The 15,763-nt window shown below is 67.7% G+C and carries 14 protein-coding genes; 9 read left to right on the top strand and 5 right to left on the bottom strand.

Annotation, left to right across the window (positions count from 1 at the left end; genetic code table 11):
- Window positions 1-37: 37 nt before the first annotated feature.
- On the bottom strand, window positions 38-1,249 hold the full coding sequence (locus AC07AG_RS16305) for an alpha/beta hydrolase (protein ID WP_478755763.1): 1,212 nt from the start codon (window positions 1,247-1,249) through the stop codon (window positions 38-40).
- A 245-nt stretch (window positions 1,250-1,494) separates the two neighbouring features.
- A complete protein-coding gene (locus AC07AG_RS16300) occupies window positions 1,495-2,139 on the bottom strand; it encodes a TetR/AcrR family transcriptional regulator (RefSeq protein ID WP_478756291.1) in 645 nt (214 codons plus the stop codon).
- A gap of 175 nt (window positions 2,140-2,314) precedes the next feature.
- Here AC07AG_RS16300 and AC07AG_RS16295 point away from each other — a divergent pair, with 175 nt between their 5' ends.
- Both AC07AG_RS16295 and AC07AG_RS16290 read left to right on the top strand, forming a co-directional pair.
- On the top strand, window positions 2,315-3,925 hold the full coding sequence (locus tag AC07AG_RS16295; RefSeq protein ID WP_478755762.1) for an MFS transporter: 1,611 nt from the start codon (window positions 2,315-2,317) through the stop codon (window positions 3,923-3,925).
- A 260-nt stretch (window positions 3,926-4,185) separates the two neighbouring features.
- Window positions 4,186-4,602 carry a peptidase inhibitor family I36 protein gene (locus AC07AG_RS16290; RefSeq protein ID WP_478756290.1) on the top strand — a complete coding sequence of 139 codons (417 nt, stop codon included), beginning with the start codon at window positions 4,186-4,188 and terminating at the stop codon, window positions 4,600-4,602.
- Here the strand turns inward: AC07AG_RS16290 and AC07AG_RS16285 are convergent.
- Together AC07AG_RS16285 and aceE are read right to left on the bottom strand one after the other, a co-directional pair.
- Complete coding sequence (locus tag AC07AG_RS16285) at window positions 4,583-5,479, bottom strand: potassium channel family protein (RefSeq protein WP_478755761.1); 897 nt, start codon at window positions 5,477-5,479, stop codon at window positions 4,583-4,585. The genes AC07AG_RS16290 and AC07AG_RS16285 overlap by 20 nt on opposite strands.
- Window positions 5,480-5,582: 103 nt before the next feature.
- A complete protein-coding gene (gene aceE, locus AC07AG_RS16280; protein WP_361046210.1) occupies window positions 5,583-8,315 on the bottom strand; it encodes a pyruvate dehydrogenase (acetyl-transferring), homodimeric type in 2,733 nt (910 codons plus the stop codon).
- A gap of 413 nt (window positions 8,316-8,728) precedes the next feature.
- Between aceE and AC07AG_RS16275 the strand changes: the two genes are divergently transcribed.
- From AC07AG_RS16275 to AC07AG_RS16250, 6 genes are all read left to right on the top strand, one after another.
- Window positions 8,729-9,166 (top strand): DUF3052 domain-containing protein, encoded by a 438-nt coding sequence (locus tag AC07AG_RS16275; RefSeq protein WP_478755760.1) that lies wholly within the window; start codon window positions 8,729-8,731, stop codon window positions 9,164-9,166.
- A gap of 190 nt (window positions 9,167-9,356) precedes the next feature.
- Window positions 9,357-9,815 (top strand): peroxiredoxin, encoded by a 459-nt coding sequence (locus tag AC07AG_RS16270; protein ID WP_478755759.1) that lies wholly within the window; start codon window positions 9,357-9,359, stop codon window positions 9,813-9,815.
- A 140-nt stretch (window positions 9,816-9,955) separates the two neighbouring features.
- The gene (locus AC07AG_RS16265) at window positions 9,956-10,531 is read left to right on the top strand and encodes a TerD family protein (RefSeq protein ID WP_249593057.1); all 576 of its coding nucleotides are present in this window, start codon (window positions 9,956-9,958) and stop codon (window positions 10,529-10,531) included.
- Between the two features lie 146 nt (window positions 10,532-10,677).
- On the top strand, window positions 10,678-11,253 hold the full coding sequence (locus AC07AG_RS16260) for a TerD family protein (protein ID WP_451203292.1): 576 nt from the start codon (window positions 10,678-10,680) through the stop codon (window positions 11,251-11,253).
- A gap of 64 nt (window positions 11,254-11,317) precedes the next feature.
- Window positions 11,318-12,469, top strand: coding sequence for a DUF475 domain-containing protein (locus tag AC07AG_RS16255; RefSeq protein ID WP_478755758.1), 1,152 nt, complete (start codon window positions 11,318-11,320; stop codon window positions 12,467-12,469).
- Between the two features lie 147 nt (window positions 12,470-12,616).
- Window positions 12,617-13,360, top strand: coding sequence for a TerD family protein (locus AC07AG_RS16250; protein WP_478755757.1), 744 nt, complete (start codon window positions 12,617-12,619; stop codon window positions 13,358-13,360).
- Between the two features lie 102 nt (window positions 13,361-13,462).
- On the opposite strand, the gene AC07AG_RS16245 is transcribed toward AC07AG_RS16250, so the two are convergent.
- Window positions 13,463-14,365, bottom strand: coding sequence for a TerD family protein (locus tag AC07AG_RS16245; protein WP_478755756.1), 903 nt, complete (start codon window positions 14,363-14,365; stop codon window positions 13,463-13,465).
- Window positions 14,366-14,546: 181 nt separating this feature from the next.
- Here AC07AG_RS16245 and AC07AG_RS16240 point away from each other — a divergent pair, with 181 nt between their 5' ends.
- On the top strand, window positions 14,547-15,713 hold the full coding sequence (locus AC07AG_RS16240) for an HpcH/HpaI aldolase/citrate lyase family protein (RefSeq protein ID WP_478755755.1): 1,167 nt from the start codon (window positions 14,547-14,549) through the stop codon (window positions 15,711-15,713).
- The last annotated feature ends 50 nt before the right edge of the window (window positions 15,714-15,763 follow it).

The following is a 15,763-nucleotide window of genomic DNA, read 5'->3' as shown; positions in this document are numbered from 1 at the left end:
CTGCGGCGTGCCGCTGTTTTGTCGATTTCTACGCGCGTCAGGCCACTGTCGTGGCGGAAAATTCCTTCCGGCACGCGTCATCCCCGCTCGCACACCGCACTGAGCGGTACGAACCGATGCCGATGTCGGCGAAGTTGCTGAGGCTCTCCGTACCCGGCTCGAAATAGCCGGTGTGGCCGATCGCGCCCCGCGCGGACAGCACCCGCGCGCCGAAGTCCCGGGAGACGGGGTCGGCACCGTGGCCGAGCCCGCCGACCTCCATGTTTGGCACATCCTGGATCCAGTCGTCGCCGTCCCTGGTGGCCCAGATCCGGGCACCCGTGCCCAGCTGCGACGCCGTGTCGGCGCGCATGCCGGGGCTGCCCGCGACCGCGATGTCGGAGACGCGGGAGGGCAGCTGTCGTGCCGCGACCCCACACACCACGGAGCCGTAGCTGTGGCAGTACAGCGCGACAGGCGAGTGCCCGGGAAGCCCGCGCACCAATGAATTGAGCCGGATCGCGCCTTCGTCCGCGCGCATGGACGTGGCCGCGTCCACACCGAGGCCGATGGGCGCGGTGTAGTCGGCCCAGGCGATCACGGCGGTACGCGCGCGTGGGCTCGCCGAGTGCTCCGCGCGGTACAGCGCCTTGGCCATGCCGACGGGCGCCGAGTACTTGCGGTTCGTCCGCTCGAAGGTCAGCAGGTTCGTGTCCACCCCGGGCACGACGACCGACACCCGGGACGCCTGGTCGAGGTTTCCGAAGACCTCGGCGATACGACCCGACCCCATGGGGTCGAAGGCCAGGACCTGCCGACCCGGATGCATCATCACGCCGAAGCGCTTCATTCTGCGCTCCGCCTCCTGTTGCCCGAGAGGGGAGAGCCGGTTGTCGTGCATGCGCTGTCGCTCGGTCTTGCGCGCCTGGTCAAGGGCGATGTGGTTCGCGCGATATCGCAGCTCTACGGGGGCACCGTTCATGTTGCCGACCGCAAGGGGATAGCGGGTGGCGAGTCGGGTGCGCTGTTGCGCGCTGAGCGAGGCGAAGAAATGAGCGAGCTTGCCGGCCGGGGCACTGGCGTCGGGCAGGGCCCGTCCGTTGATGTGCCCGTGCTCCCAAGCGGAGAGCGAGGCCGCGAGCGGCGATGCGGCGTCCTTGTGGTGGCGCACCGCGGTCCAGCCCGTGGTTGCCAGCATGACGAACACCACGGCGAGCGCAAGCAGTGCGCGCCAGGCGCTGAGTTGAGGGGAGGAGTCGAAGGAAGTCACTACGGAACACCCTAGGAGAATCGTGATGCCTACCGTGCACCGGGTGAGGCAGATCACGTTTCCTGTGGGGTAATTGAGGCATAGCGGGCGCACTCTGAGCACTTTCGTCACACTCCGTAGGCGGCGCATGTGCGCGGCGCACTCGGAGCGCGTCGTTACTGACGGCGCATCAATCAGTCACTCAGCGTGTTGATTTGTTCGATGGGTTGCTCTGCTCGGCAACACGACACGGAGTGCGCGAGCAGTCACTCTGCGCGCCAGTTCTCCGTCAACGCGGGCCCCAGATGGTCGAGATACATCTCGGTGATCGCGCGGATCGACTCCACGCTCGAGTCCTCGCCCGCGCCCCAGAGTCGCCCGGTCACGCGCATCACTCCGCTGAACGCGGCCACCACCACGCGTGGTCGCGGATCTGTGTCCAGGTCGAGCCCCTCACGCTCGGCGATCACTCGCGCGATCTCTTCCTCCATCTCGATGGAGCGGCGCAGGTGGGCGGCGAGCAGGGAAGGGGTGGACTCGATCATCTGATAGGTGCGCATGTGGAGTTCGACGGGGACCACCTCTTCGATGGACCGCCCCATCGCGTCCCAGGCGCCGATGACGGCTCCGCGCAGGGCGACGAACGGCGTTTCGTCGGCGGGGCGTTCGCGCAGCGTCTCCACGAACCGCTGCTCCACCATCTCCTGTACGGCGAAGGCGGTCTCCTGCTTGTTGGTGAAGTACCGGAAGAACGTGCGCTGGGAGACGTCGACGGCTTCGGCGATCTCGTCGACCGTCGTCTCCTCGTACCCCTTGGTCGTGAAGAGCTCGAGCGCCGCACGCAGCAGGGCGTCACGGGTGCGCTGCTTCTTGCGCTCGCGCAGTCCGGGCCGGGAGGGCTCGCCGGAGATGTCCCCGGAGGCCTCGGCCCGCGGCTTCGCGGAGTCCGCCGCTCGCTGCTCGGTCCTCACGCCATGCCCCTCTGTCGACCGTTTGACCAGCTCACCTTATCTGTGAGCTACGTGACAGTTACCGACTTGTGAAATGGTTTGTCAACTGTCAGCGACTGACACTAGCCTCGAACGCATGACTAGTCAGATCACCGTCGACAAGGCGGACAAGGCGCCGGAGCCATCGTCCGCTCCGACCCGGGCCAAGGGGCTCCGTGGCCACCCTTGGCTGACGCTCTTCTCCGTCGCGATCGGCGTGATGATGGTCGCGCTGGACGGCACGATCGTGGCGATCGCCAACCCGGCCATCGCGAAGGACCTCGGCACCACGATGTCCGGTGTCCAGTGGATCACCAACGGCTACCTCCTCGCGCTCGCCGTCGCGCTGATCACCGCCGGCAAGCTCGGTGACCGGTTCGGCCACCGGCAGACCTTCCTGATCGGCGTGGCGGGCTTCGCCGTGGCCTCCGGCGCGATCGGGTTCTCCAGCAGCGTCGGTCTGGTCGTCGCCTTCCGCGTGCTCCAGGGCCTCTTCGGGGCCCTCCTGATGCCGGCCGCGCTCGGCCTGCTGCGCGCCACCTTCCCCGCCGAGAAGCTGAACATGGCGATCGGCATCTGGGGCATGGTCATCGGCGCATCGACCGCGGGTGGCCCCATCGTCGGCGGCCTGCTCGTCGAGCACGTCAGCTGGCAGTCGGTGTTCTTCATCAACGTGCCCGTCGGCGTCATCGCTCTCGTCCTCGGCCTGGTGATCCTCAAGGACCACCGCGCGGAGAACGCGCCGAAGTCCTTCGACATCCCGGGCATCTTCCTGCTGTCGGGCGGCATGTTCGCGCTGATCCTGGCCCTCATCAAGGGTTCGGAGTGGGGCTGGGGCGGGACGAGGACGCTGCTGTTCCTCGCGGGCGCGGTGGTGCTCTTCGCGCTCTTCGCCTTCTGGGAGACGAAGGTCAAGGAACCGCTCATCCCGCTGGGCATGTTCAGGTCCGTCCCGCTGTCCGCGGGCACGGTCCTGATGGTCCTCATGGCCTTCGCCTTCATGGGCGGGCTGTTCTTCGTCACGTTCTATCTGCAGAACGTGCATGGGATGAGTCCGGTCGACAGCGGACTGCACCTCCTGCCGCTGACGGCCATGATGATCGTCTCCTCGCCGATCGCCGGTGCGCTCATCACCAAGTTCGGCCCGCGCGTCCCGCTCGTCGGCGGCATGGTGGCCACCGCCATCGCGATGTTCGGCATGTCCACGATGACGACGGACACCGCGACGCTGCCGATGTCGCTCTGGCTCGGCATGATGGGCCTCGGCCTCGCGCCCGTGATGGTGGGAGCCACCGAGGTCATCGTCGGCAACGCCCCGTTGGAGCTGTCCGGCGTGGCGGGCGGTCTCCAGCAGGCCGGCATGCAGGTCGGCGGCGCTCTCGGCACGGCGGTTCTCGGCGCGGTGATGGCCGCCCGGGTCGACAACGACCTTCCCGCGAACTGGGCCGACGCCAAGCTCCCGCCCATGACGCCGGAGCAGCTCGACCAGGCGTCCGCCGCGGTCCAGATGGGCGGGGCGCCGGTCCCGCCGAAGACGCCGGAGCCGGTCGCCGAGGTGATCACCTCCGTCGCGCACGACACGTTCGTGTCCGGCATGGGTCTGGCCTTCACCGTCGCCGGTGCCGTCGCGGTCGTCGCTGCCCTCGTCGCCACGTTGACCAAGCGGGGCGCCAATGCCGAGGCGGGCGCCGGAGTCGGGCACATCTAGCCGGAAGCGTTCTGGACTCCGGTTGCGCCAAGTTCATCTGCTCCGGGCGCCGGAGACATTCCGGACATGATCAAGGCGTACGTCGAGCAAGCATCTGCCTGGCGCGCACGCATCAGGGAAAGCCCCTCAGGGTCCAACTGGGGGGCTTTCGCCTATCTGGGTGACGCACATCCGTACCCCTTCCGACGGAGCTAGCGAGTGGGTCACAGTTCTGACAAGTGATCGACACGACACGGGAGTTGAAGCAGATGCGTATGACCATGCCCACGACCTTCGCCGCAGCCGCGCTCGCCACGGTGATCCTTACCCCCGTACAGGCAGGAGCCACGGCACCGTCCGCCCAGGGAGATTCCGGCGCGCCCGCCAGGCACGCGGGGGCGGCGGAGCCACCCAAGCTCGCCGGTTGCGGGCCGGGGGAGCTCTGCCTATGGGAGAAGGCGAATTTCAGAGGCGCCCGACAGACGTATGAGCTGTCCGAGATCGACATCGAGAGCTGTGTAGCGCTGCCGGAGGGGGGCAGCGCTCAAGCCCTCGCCAACCGCACGGGCCGGCCGGTCACCACGTATCAATCCGCGGAGTGCGGCGAGACCGGCGAGTTCGACACCTATCCAGGGGGTGGCACCTGGCTCCCCGAATCGCCTTATCGCGTGCGGGCGTTCAAGGTCTGGGAGAACTGACCGGAGGCACATGAGGAGCGTCCGCGGCCGGCGCCGGTCGCGGAACCTCCTCCGACGTCGGCCGCGGAACCTCCGTCGGCGCCGACCGAGGAGCCTCGGCCGGCCCCGACGGAGGAACCTCAGCCGGAGCCGACGGAGGCGCCCCGCCCGACAGCGCCGTCACCTGGGCCCGCAGCGCTCGGACCTCCGTCGTCAGCGCCTCGATCGCCGCGGTCTGGCGCCGCTCCTCGACGTCGTCCCGGTCGAAGCGCGAGATGAACCAGGCCGCGATATTGGCGGTGACCACACCAAGCAGTGCGATGCCCGAGAGCATCAGGCCGACCGCGAGTATGCGGCCGAGCCCGGTCGTCGGCGCGTGATCGCCGTAGCCGACGGTGGTCATCGTGGTGAAGGACCACCACACCGCGTCGCCAAGGGTCTTGATATTGCCGTTCGGTGACTCCCGCTCCACCGAAAGGACAGCCAGCGAACCGAACATGAGGAGGCCCACGACAGCACCGGCGACATAGGTCGTCAGCTGAATCTGGGACGCCATCCGGGCCCGGCGCCCCACCAGCATCAGAGTCGAGACGAGTCGCAGCAACCGCAGCGGCTGCAGCATGGGGAGGAGGACAGCGCAGAGGTCGAGCCAGTGCGAGCGGACGAACTGCTTGCGGTGGTCGGTGAGATAGAGGCGTATGAGGTAGTCCGCGGCGAACGAGGCCCAGACGATCCACTCCACCGCCGTGCAGGTGGTCGCGACGCTCTTGCTCGCGTCGGGCACCACGATGGGCACGGCGTAGGCGACGGCGAAGGCCACCGCGAGCACGAGGAGCGGACGTTGGGTGCGTCGCTCCCAACGGAGCTGTGCCGGTAGGTGCTTTATGGGCGCTTCCATGCGCGCATCGTAGGAAACGCCGGAGGGCGGCGGGAGCCACCGCCCCACCGCCCTCCGAACGACCTACGTGCTACGGGTATCGCTCATGCCCGCCCCGTAGGGACTAGGCGTCGCCCCCAGCGGCGCCCGGGTCGGCCGCCGTGACGTCGAGCAGCTGGTAGCGGTCGATGGCCTGCTTCAGTACGGAGCGGTCGACCTTGCCCTCGCGGGCCAGCTCGGTCAGCACGCCGACCACGATCGACTGCGCGTCGATGTGGAAGAAACGGCGGGCAGCGCCGCGGGTGTCCGCGAAGCCGAAGCCGTCGGCGCCCAGGGACTGGTACGTGCCGGGGACCCAGCGGGAGATCTGGTCGGGGACGCTCCGCATCCAGTCGGAGACGGCCACGAACGGGCCCTCGGCACCGGAGAGCTTCTGCGTCACGTACGGGACGCGCTGCTCCTCCTCGGGGTGCAGGAGGTTGTGGCGCTCCACGTCGACCGCCTCGCGGCGCAGTTCGTTCCAGGAGGTCGCCGACCAGACGTCCGCCTTGACGTTCCACTCCGAAGCGAGGATCTGCTGGGCCTCGACCGCCCACGGGACCGCGACACCGGAGGCGAGGATCTGCGCCGGGATGGCGCCCTGCTCGCCCGCCTTGAAGCGGTGGATGCCCTTGAGGATGCCGTCGACGTCCACATCGGCGGGCTCGGCCGGGTGCTGGATCGGCTCGTTGTAGACGGTGAGGTAGTAGAAGACGTCCTCGCTGTCGGGGCCGTACATCCGGCGCAGGCCGTCCTTGACGATGTGCGCGATCTCGTAACCGAAGGCCGGGTCGTAGGCGACGCAGCCCGGGTTGGTCGAGGCGAGCAGCTGCGAGTGGCCGTCCGCGTGCTGGAGGCCCTCGCCGGTCAGGGTCGTGCGGCCGGCGGTGGCGCCCAGGACGAAGCCGCGGGCCAGCTGGTCGGCCATCTGCCAGAACTGGTCGCCGGTGCGCTGGAAACCGAACATCGAGTAGAAGACGTATACGGGGATCAGCGGTTCGCCGTGGGTGGCGTAGGCCGAGCCCGCGGCGATCAGCGAGGCCGTGCAGCCGGCCTCGGAGATGCCGTCGTGCAGCATCTGGCCGGTCGGGGACTCCTTGTAGGCCAGGAGCAGCTCGCGGTCGACGGCCTCGTACTGCTGGCCGAGCGGGTTGTAGATCTTCGCGCTCGGGAAGAAGGCGTCCATGCCGAAGGTGCGGTACTCGTCGGGGGCGATCAGCACGAAGCGCTTGCCGATCTCCTTGTCCCGCATGAGGTCCTTCAGGATGCGGACGAACGCCATGGTGGTGGCGATCGACTGCTGGCCCGAGCCCTTCTTCGCGGTCGCGTACGTCTTGTCCTCGGGAAGCTGGAGGGGCTTCGAGCGGACCACCCGGGTCGGGACGTAACCGCCGAGGCCCTGGCGGCGGTCGTGCATGTACTGGATCTCTTCCGAGTCACGGCCGGGGTGGTAGTACGGCGGGGCGCCGCCCTCCAGCTCCTTGTCCGTGATCGGGATGTGCAGACGGTCGCGGAAGCCCTTGAGGTCGTCGGCCGTCAGCTTCTTCATCTGGTGGGTGGCGTTGCGGCCCTCGAAGTTCGGGCCGAGGGTCCAGCCCTTGACCGTCTGCGCCAGGATGACGGTCGGCTGGCCCTTGTGGGCCTTGGCGGCCGCGTACGCCGCGTAGACCTTCTTGTGGTCGTGGCCGCCGCGGCCCAGGTGCAGGATCTGCTCGTCGGTCATGTTCTCGACCATGGAGCGCAGGCGGTGGTCGTCGCCGAAGAAGTGCTCGCGGATGTACGAGCCGGTCTCGGTCGCGTACGTCTGGAACTGGCCGTCGGGCGTCGTGTTGAGCCGGTTGACCAGGACGCCGTCGCGGTCCTGCGCGAGCAGCGGGTCCCAGCTGCGGTCCCAGACCAGCTTGATGACGTTCCAGCCGGCGCCGCGGAACTGCGACTCCAGCTCCTGGATGATCTTGCCGTTGCCGCGCACCGGGCCGTCGAGGCGCTGGAGGTTGCAGTTGACGACGAAGGTCAGGTTGTCCAGGCCCTCGCGGGCGGCGATGGAGAGCTGGCCGAGCGACTCGGGCTCGTCCATCTCGCCGTCGCCGAGGTAGGCCCAGACGTGCGACTTGGAGGTGTCGGCGATGCCGCGCGCCTCCATGTAGCGGTTCATCCGCGCCTGGAAGATCGCGCCGAGCGGGCCGAGGCCCATGGAGACGGTCGGGAACTCCCAGAAGTCCGGCATCAGACGCGGGTGCGGGTAGGACGAGAGCCCGTTCGGGGCCTTCGACTTCTCCTGTCGGAACGCGTCGAGCTGCTGCTCGGAGAGCCGGTCGAGGAGGAAGGCGCGGGCGTAGATACCGGGGGACGCGTGCCCCTGGAAGAAGATCTGGTCGCCGCCGTCGCCCTCGTCCTTGCCGCGGAAGAAGTGGTTGAAGCCCACGTCGTAGAGCGAGGCCGACGAGGCGAAGGTGGCGATGTGACCGCCGACCCCGATGCCGGGGCGCTGGGCGCGCGACACCATCACCGCGGCGTTCCAGCGGGTCGCGTTCAGGACCTTGCGCTCGATCTCCTCGTTGCCGGGGAAGAACGGCTCGTCCTTGGTGGCGATCGTGTTGACGTAGTCCGTGCTGCGCATCTCGGGCACAGCCACGCGCTTCTCGCGCGCACGTTCGATGAGCCGGAGCATCAGGTAGCGGGCCCGCTCGCGGCCGCGTTCGTCGACCGCGGCATCGAGGGAGTCGAGCCACTCCTGGGTCTCTTCGGGATCGAAGTCCGGGACCTGACTCGGCAGGCCGCCAATGATGATCGGGTTGCGATCGGATCCGGAAGCCACGCTGTTCCTTCGCTGTTGGGGCTTTCGCCTGGGTTCTGCCTGGCTGTGAGACGTTCCCCATCGTGTACCGCGTGGGCGGAATCGTCATCTCTACTGAGAGGTAACCAAGGCCTCCGCCCGGCGGCCCTGGGGTAGGCTCGACCAAATCGCAACGATACGCCCATCCTGCCTAGCCGGTTCGTAAGGCCGTTCGGACCTCAGTTCCGTTCGGCGTCGTACGAGCGAAGTGCGAGCGGAGAAAGTTCTGGCAGGTGGGCCTTGAGTTGCGGCGACACGGCCGGGAACGTCACCGTTTCAGCGGTCTTGACGGCCGGGTACTTGCGCGATCCGGTCCGCCCGTGTGGACTACCGCCAATGTCCCGCGCACGCGCGTGGGTGAAGGCATTCCCGAAAACATGATCAGGAGGCAAGCCGTGAGCGCGACCGCGGACCACGCGGAGGAGCGGACCAACCCTGCCGCGAGGCTGGGTTTCCAGCCCGAGCAGGTGGTCCAGGAGATCGGCTACGACGACGATGTCGATCAGGAGCTCCGCGAGGCCATTGAAGGGGTGATCGGCAGCGAGCTCGTCGACGAGGAATACGACGACACTGCTGACGCTGTAGTGCTGTGGTTCCGCGAGGACGACGGCGACCTGACGGATGCGCTGGTTGACGCCACCCAGCTGATCGAAGAAGGCGGCGACCTCTGGCTGATGACGCCCAAGACGGGCCGTGACGGCTACGTCGAGGCGAGCGACATCAACGAAGCGGCCCAGACCGCAGGGCTCGCTCAGACCAAGAGCATCAACGCGGGCAAGGACTGGACGGGCAGCCGTCTGGTCACGCCGAAGGCGGCAGGCAAGAAGCGGTGAAGCTGCCGCTCAGGCAGCAGGAAGTCGACTGAGCAATCGCTGTGAGCCCCCATCGACGCATGCCGTCGGTGGGGGCTCACGCGTGCGCGCGGGCCGCGGGGAAAGTCCCGCCCTGCGGGGTGATCGCACGAAACGCCCGTTGCGTAGGGTGGTCGTCACCCGAACAGCCCCATCGAAGGGATGCGTACTCATGGCGATCGTGGTCGGCACCAAAGCGCCGGACTTCGAGCTGAAGGACAACCACGGCCGTGCCGTGAAGCTGTCGGACTTCCGCGGCAAGAAGAACGTGGTGCTGCTCTTCTATCCGTTCGCGTTCACCGGCGTGTGCACGGGCGAGCTCTGCGCGCTGCGCGACGAACTGCCCAAGTTCGTCAACGACGACACGCAGCTCCTCGCGGTCTCCAACGACTCCATGCACACGCTGCGCGTCTTCGCCGAGCAGGAGGGCCTCGAGTACCCGCTGCTCTCCGATTTCTGGCCGCACGGTGAGGCGTCGCGCGCGTACGGGGTCTTCGATGAGGAGAAGGGCTGCGCGGTGCGCGGCACCTTCATCATCGACAAGGAGGGCGTCGTGCGCTGGACCGTCGTCAACGGTCTGCCGGACGCCCGCGACCTCAACGAGTACGTCAAGGCACTCGACACCCTGTGATTCCTCAGGGGTGACACCCTGTGATTCTTCAGGTGCAGAGCCTGTGGCGGCCGGGAACCGGTCACTAGGATCCACTCGTTGATCCGATGGCAAAGCACGACTGGGGCTCCCCGCCCCTGGACATCAATTTGGGAGGACTTGTGGGAGTCAGCCTCAGCAAGGGCGGCAACGTATCGCTGAGCAAGGAGGCCCCCGGCCTGACCGCGGTTCTGGTCGGCCTGGGCTGGGATGTCCGTACCACCACCGGTACGGACTTCGACCTCGACGCCAGCGCCATCCTGACCAACGCCGAGGGCAAGGTCAGCAGCGACGGCAACTTCGTGTTCTTCAACAACCTGAAGAGCCCGGACGGATCCGTCGAGCACACCGGTGACAACACCACCGGTGAGGGCGAGGGTGACGACGAGGCGATCAAGGTCAACCTGGCGACCGTCCCGGCCGACGTGGACAAGATCGTTTTCCCGGTCTCGATCTACGACGCCGAGACCCGCCAGCAGTCGTTCGGCCAGGTCCGCAACGCGTTCATCCGCGTCGTGAACCAGGCGGGCGGCGCGGAGATCGCGCGGTACGACCTCTCCGAGGACGCCTCGACGGAGACGGCGATGGTCTTCGGTGAGCTGTACCGCAACGGAGCGGAGTGGAAGTTCCGCGCCGTCGGCCAGGGTTACGCCTCGGGCCTGCGCGGCATCGCGCAGGACTTCGGCGTCAACGTCTGAGCCGAGTAACGCCCTCCGTCTTGTCGTCCGGCGCCGCACACCACGAGTGCGGCGCCGGACGCGCTCAAACTCTTGCTCCCGGACACGCTCCCGACCCAGGGGAGCGCAGGGATTTCTTGCTCTCGAACCACGGGGAGGACCACATCATGGGCGTCACGCTCGCCAAGGGAGGCAATGTCTCCCTCTCCAAGGCCGCACCGAACCTCACACAGGTCCTGATCGGCCTCGGCTGGGACGCGCGCTCCACCACCGGAGCCCCCTTCGACCTCGACGCCAGCGCGCTGATGTGCAACTCGGGCCGGGTGATCGGCGACGAGTGGTTCGTGTTCTACAACAACCTCAAGAGCCCGGACGGCTCCGTCGAACACACCGGCGACAACCTCACGGGTGAGGGTGACGGGGACGACGAGTCGCTCCTGATCGACCTCTCCAAGGTTCCCGTCAACTGCGACAAGATCGTCTTCCCTGTCTCGATCCATGACGCGGACAATCGCGGCCAGACGTTCGGCCAGGTCAGCAACGCTTTCATCCGCGTGGTCAACCAAGCCGACCACCAGGAGCTCGCGCGCTACGACCTCTCCGAGGACGCCTCCACGGAGACCGCGATGATCTTCGGAGAGGTGTATCGCTACGGAGGGGAATGGAAGTTCCGTGCCGTTGGGCAGGGGTACGCGTCTGGACTGCGGGGCATCGCTCTAGACTTCGGGGTCAATGTTTCGTAAAGCTGGGGACCGGCGCGGGGGAGACCGCTACACGGGAGCCCGTACACACACGATTGGGTAGCCAGTGCTTCTGAAAACCTTCGGCTGGTCGTTCGCGGTTACCGCGCTCGGCCTGGTCGCGGCGGTGTTCTACGGGGGGTGGACAGGTTTCGGGATCGTGGCGATCCTGTCCATCCTCGAGATCTCGCTGTCCTTCGACAACGCGGTGGTCAACGCCGGGATCCTGAAGAAGATGAGTGCCTTCTGGCAGAAAATCTTCCTCACCATCGGTGTGCTGATCGCCGTCTTCGGCATGCGGCTCGTTTTCCCCGTCGCGATCGTGGCCATCAGCGCCAAGATCGGCCCCATCGAGGCCGTGCGGCTCGCGCTCAACGACAAGGACCGTTACCAGCAGCTGGTGACCGACGCTCACCCGTCGATCGCCGCGTTCGGTGGCATGTTCCTGTTGATGATCTTCCTCGACTTCATTTTCGAGGACCGTGACATCAAGTGGCTCGGCTGGCTCGAGCGCCCGCTCGCCAAGCTCGGCAAGATCGACATGCTGTCGGCCTGCATCGCGCTCATCGTGCTGATGATCTCCGCGATGACCGTCGCCACCCAGGCCCACCAGCACGGTGGCGCGCATGTGAACAAGGCCGAGACGGTGCTTCTCTCCGGCGTCGCCGGCCTCATCACCTATCTGGTGGTGGGCGGTCTGTCGGGCTTCTTCGAGAACAAACTCGAGGAAGAGGAAGAACGCGAGCACGAGCAGGAGGAAGAGGCCAGGAAGAGCGGCAAGAAGGTTCCTGCCGTCGTCATGGCCGGCAAGGCCGCGTTCTTCATGTTCCTCTACCTCGAGGTCCTGGACGCGTCGTTCTCCTTCGACGGCGTCATCGGCGCCTTCGCCATCACCAACGACATCGTCCTGATGGCGCTCGGCCTCGGTATCGGCGCGATGTACGTCAGGTCGCTCACCGTCTACCTGGTCCGCCAGGGCACCCTCGACGACTACGTCTACCTGGAGCACGGCGCGCACTACGCGATCGGCGCCCTCGCCGTGATCCTGCTCGTCACGATCCAGTACGAGATCCACGAGGTCATCACCGGTCTCGTCGGCGTCGTCCTGATCGCCTGGTCCTTCTGGTCGTCCGTGCGCCGCAACAAGGCGCTGGCACGTGCCGAAGGAAACGACTCGGGCTCATCGGGTGAGAAGACCGAGGTCTCTTCCGGCGTGTGACTTCGGGTCTGACGCGTTCCCGGCGTGTGACCCGGGGCCGAGTGAGGAACGCTTCTGAACGGGGCGGCCAACGAGGACGAGTCCTCCTGGCCGCCCCGTGGCATTCGTAACGGGCCCATGGGGCTCCGGCATTCATTGGGGGCGGCGATGTCCTTCTGGGACGGTCTTTGGCGTGGGCGCACGATGGACTACGAGTCGGGCAGCGCCGCGACCAACTCCATCGAACTCACCAAGCGGCACCCGACGGTCTCGCTCAACAAACAGGGCGCGGCCACCGGCAACCTCCGGGTCAACCTCTCCTGGCAGATGCGTACGTCCGACATCATCGGCAAGCCCAAGGGCGGCGGCCTGCTGCGGCACCCGTTCAAGATGTTCCAGCCGGACGTGGTGCAGGCGCACACCCAGGGCGTGGTCAACGTGGACCTCGACCTCGGCTGTCTGTACGAGACGGTGGAGGGCACCAAGGGCGTCGTGCAGCCGCTCGGCAGCTTCTTCGGGGACCTGAACGCCCCGCCGTTCGTGAAGCTCAGCGGCGACGACCGGTTCGGTTCGCCGTCGGGCGAGACGATCTACGTGAACCTCGACCACCGCGAGTCGATCAAGCGGCTGCTGTTCTTCGCCTACATCTACGACCAGACGCCGGCCTTCGACCGTACGCACGCCAAGGTGACGCTCTACCCCAGCAACGGCCCGCGGATCGAGATCGACCTGGACGAGCGCCAGCCGCAGGCCCGCTCCTGCGCGATATTCACGCTGGAGAACGTCAAGGACGAGCTGATCGTGCGCCGCGAGGTGAAGTTCGTGTACGGCTTCCAGGCCGAACTCGACCGGCTGTACGGCTGGGGACTGCAGTGGGGCCGTGGCTACAAGTCGAAGGTGGGCGGCACCTGAGCGGGCCGCGCGGTGTCCTCACTCCAGAACCGCCACGGGCCCGGCCCTGGCCCCGGCCTCGGGACCGGCCTCGTAGGGACGACCGGCCTCGGCCCCGCGCCCTCAGCGTGCGAGGAACTGCGGCCCCTGGGGCGGCAGCCGGAAGTTCGGGTCGGGCATCGCGGCCACGGGCTGCGGATAGCCGTACGAGGGCTGCGGGACCGGCGCCGCCTGGGCGGGCGCGTGCTGCGGGTAGCCGTAGGACGGCTGCGGGGCGGGCTGGTGGCGCGGGGGCTCGGGAGGATAGCCGTACGAAGGCTGAGGGGCCGGTGCGGGGAACGGCTGCGGAGCCGGGGCCTGCGTGACCGGAGTCTGCGTGACCTGGGCCTGCGTGACCGCTTCGGGCAGCGGCTGACGCTGGGGATACGGCTGCGGGAGCGAGGCCTCGTTCGTCGGCTCGGGCACCGCCTCCGACTCGTCCACGGAGATGCCGAAGTCGCCGGCGAGACCCTCCAGGCCGTTCAGATATCCCTCGCCCAGGGCGCGGAACTTCCAGACGTCGCCGCGTCGGTAGAGCTCACCGCAGATCAGGGAGGTCTCGGCGCCCGTCTGCGGGGTGATGTCGAAGTACGCAAGCGGTTCGGCATCGCCCGCTCCGGCGTCGTACAGCAGGATGCGCAGCGCGCGTACGTTCTCGAAGGCGACGTTGTCGGCGGAGGCGACCAGCAGGACGCGGCTCACGGCGGGATCCAGGCCCGCGAGATCCGTCTGGATCGTGTCGGTCAGGCCCTCGGAGAGCCCCTGGGAGACGCGCTTCTTGCCGAGCCGCCAGACCTTGCCGGACGGGTGGCGCGGCTGGTTGTAGAAGACGAAGTCCTCGTCGGACCGCACGCGGCCGTCGGCGCCGAGGAGCAGAGCCGACGCGTCGACGTCCGGGACACCCTGCCCGGGGGTCCAGCGCAGCACTGCGCGGACGGCCGTGGCTTCGAGCGGGACGTTCGACCCCTTCAACATCGCGTGCGTCATGCGGTCATCCTGCCTTCCCGGTCCTGGACGGGACAACGCGGGGGTGACGGTGTGTGGCCTGTGTGTCTGACATGGCCGGGTTACCTGAATTTCATGCCCATGGGGAACCCTTGACACCCGTCCCTACGTACTATTACCGGCCACATCACGTCGGATCGCGCCGACGAGTACAGGGGAAATCATGCGTCATTTCGGGCATATAGCCCCAGAGGTGCGACAGCGTCTCTTCCATCGGGAGCCGTGCACCTTCACTGCGGACTCCTCCCCGCGCCTGCTCGCCGCCGCCCTCGGGGCCACGCTCTACAGCCCCGCCACGCGCCCCCGCCTCGCCGACGACATCCTGAAACAGGCAGGGCGTGGCGTGATCTCGATGGTGCTCTGCCTCGAGGACTCGATCGACGACTCGGAGGTCATCGGTGCCGAGGAGAACCTGGTCAGGCAGTTCGCCGACCTGGCGGAGCGGGACGGCGCACAGCCGCCGCTCCTGTTCATCCGGGTCCGGGCCCCCGAGCAGATAGCCGACCTGGTCGACCGCCTCGGACCCAGCATCCGGCTGTTGTCCGGATTCGTACTGCCCAAGTTCACCGAGGAGCGCGGCGTCGCCTTCCTGGAGTCGCTCGCCGCGGCGGAGGCCACCAGCGGCCGGCGGCTCTTCGCGATGCCCGTCCTCGAATCGCCCGAGCTGCTGCACCTGGAGAGCCGCGCGGAGACCCTCGCCGGGATCGCCCGCACCGTCGACAAGTACCGCGAGCGGGTGCTCGCGCTGCGGCTCGGCGTCACCGACTTCTGCTCGGCGTACGGACTGCGCAGGCCGCCGCACATGACGGCGTACGACGTACACATCGTGGCCTCGGTCATCGCCGACGTGGTCAATCACCTCGGCAGGGCCGACGGCACGGGCTTCACCGTGACCGGTCCCGTGTGGGAGTACTTCCGCGTCCAGGAGAGGATGTTCAAGCCGCAGCTGCGCCGGAGCCCCTTCCTGGAGGGCAGGGCGGAGGAGCTGCGGCAGGCGCTCATCGAGCACGACATCGACGGGCTGCTCCGCGAGATCGAGCTCGACCGGGCCAACGGCCTGCTCGGCAAGACCTGCATCCACCCCTCGCACGTCCTGCCCGTGCACGCGCTCTCCGTCGTCAGCCACGAGGAGTTCAGCGACGCCGAGGACATCCTGCGCCCGGAGCGGGGCGGCGGCGGGGTCATGCGCTCGGCGTACACGAACAAGATGAACGAGGTGAAGCCGCACCGCGCGTGGGCCGAGCGGACCCTCCAGCGCGCCGAGGTCTTCGGCGTCGCGCGCGAGGACATCGGCTTCGTGGAGCTGCTCACGGCCGGGATCTCCGGCTGACCACCGCCTCGCCGGGCTCTCCGGCCGACGGCGAAGGACGTAAGGAACCT

It is taken from the genome of Streptomyces sp. NPDC044044, from assembly GCF_056434405.1.
The sequence above is the reverse complement of the archived record's forward strand: the minus strand, read 5'-3'. Positions and strand labels throughout refer to the sequence as shown.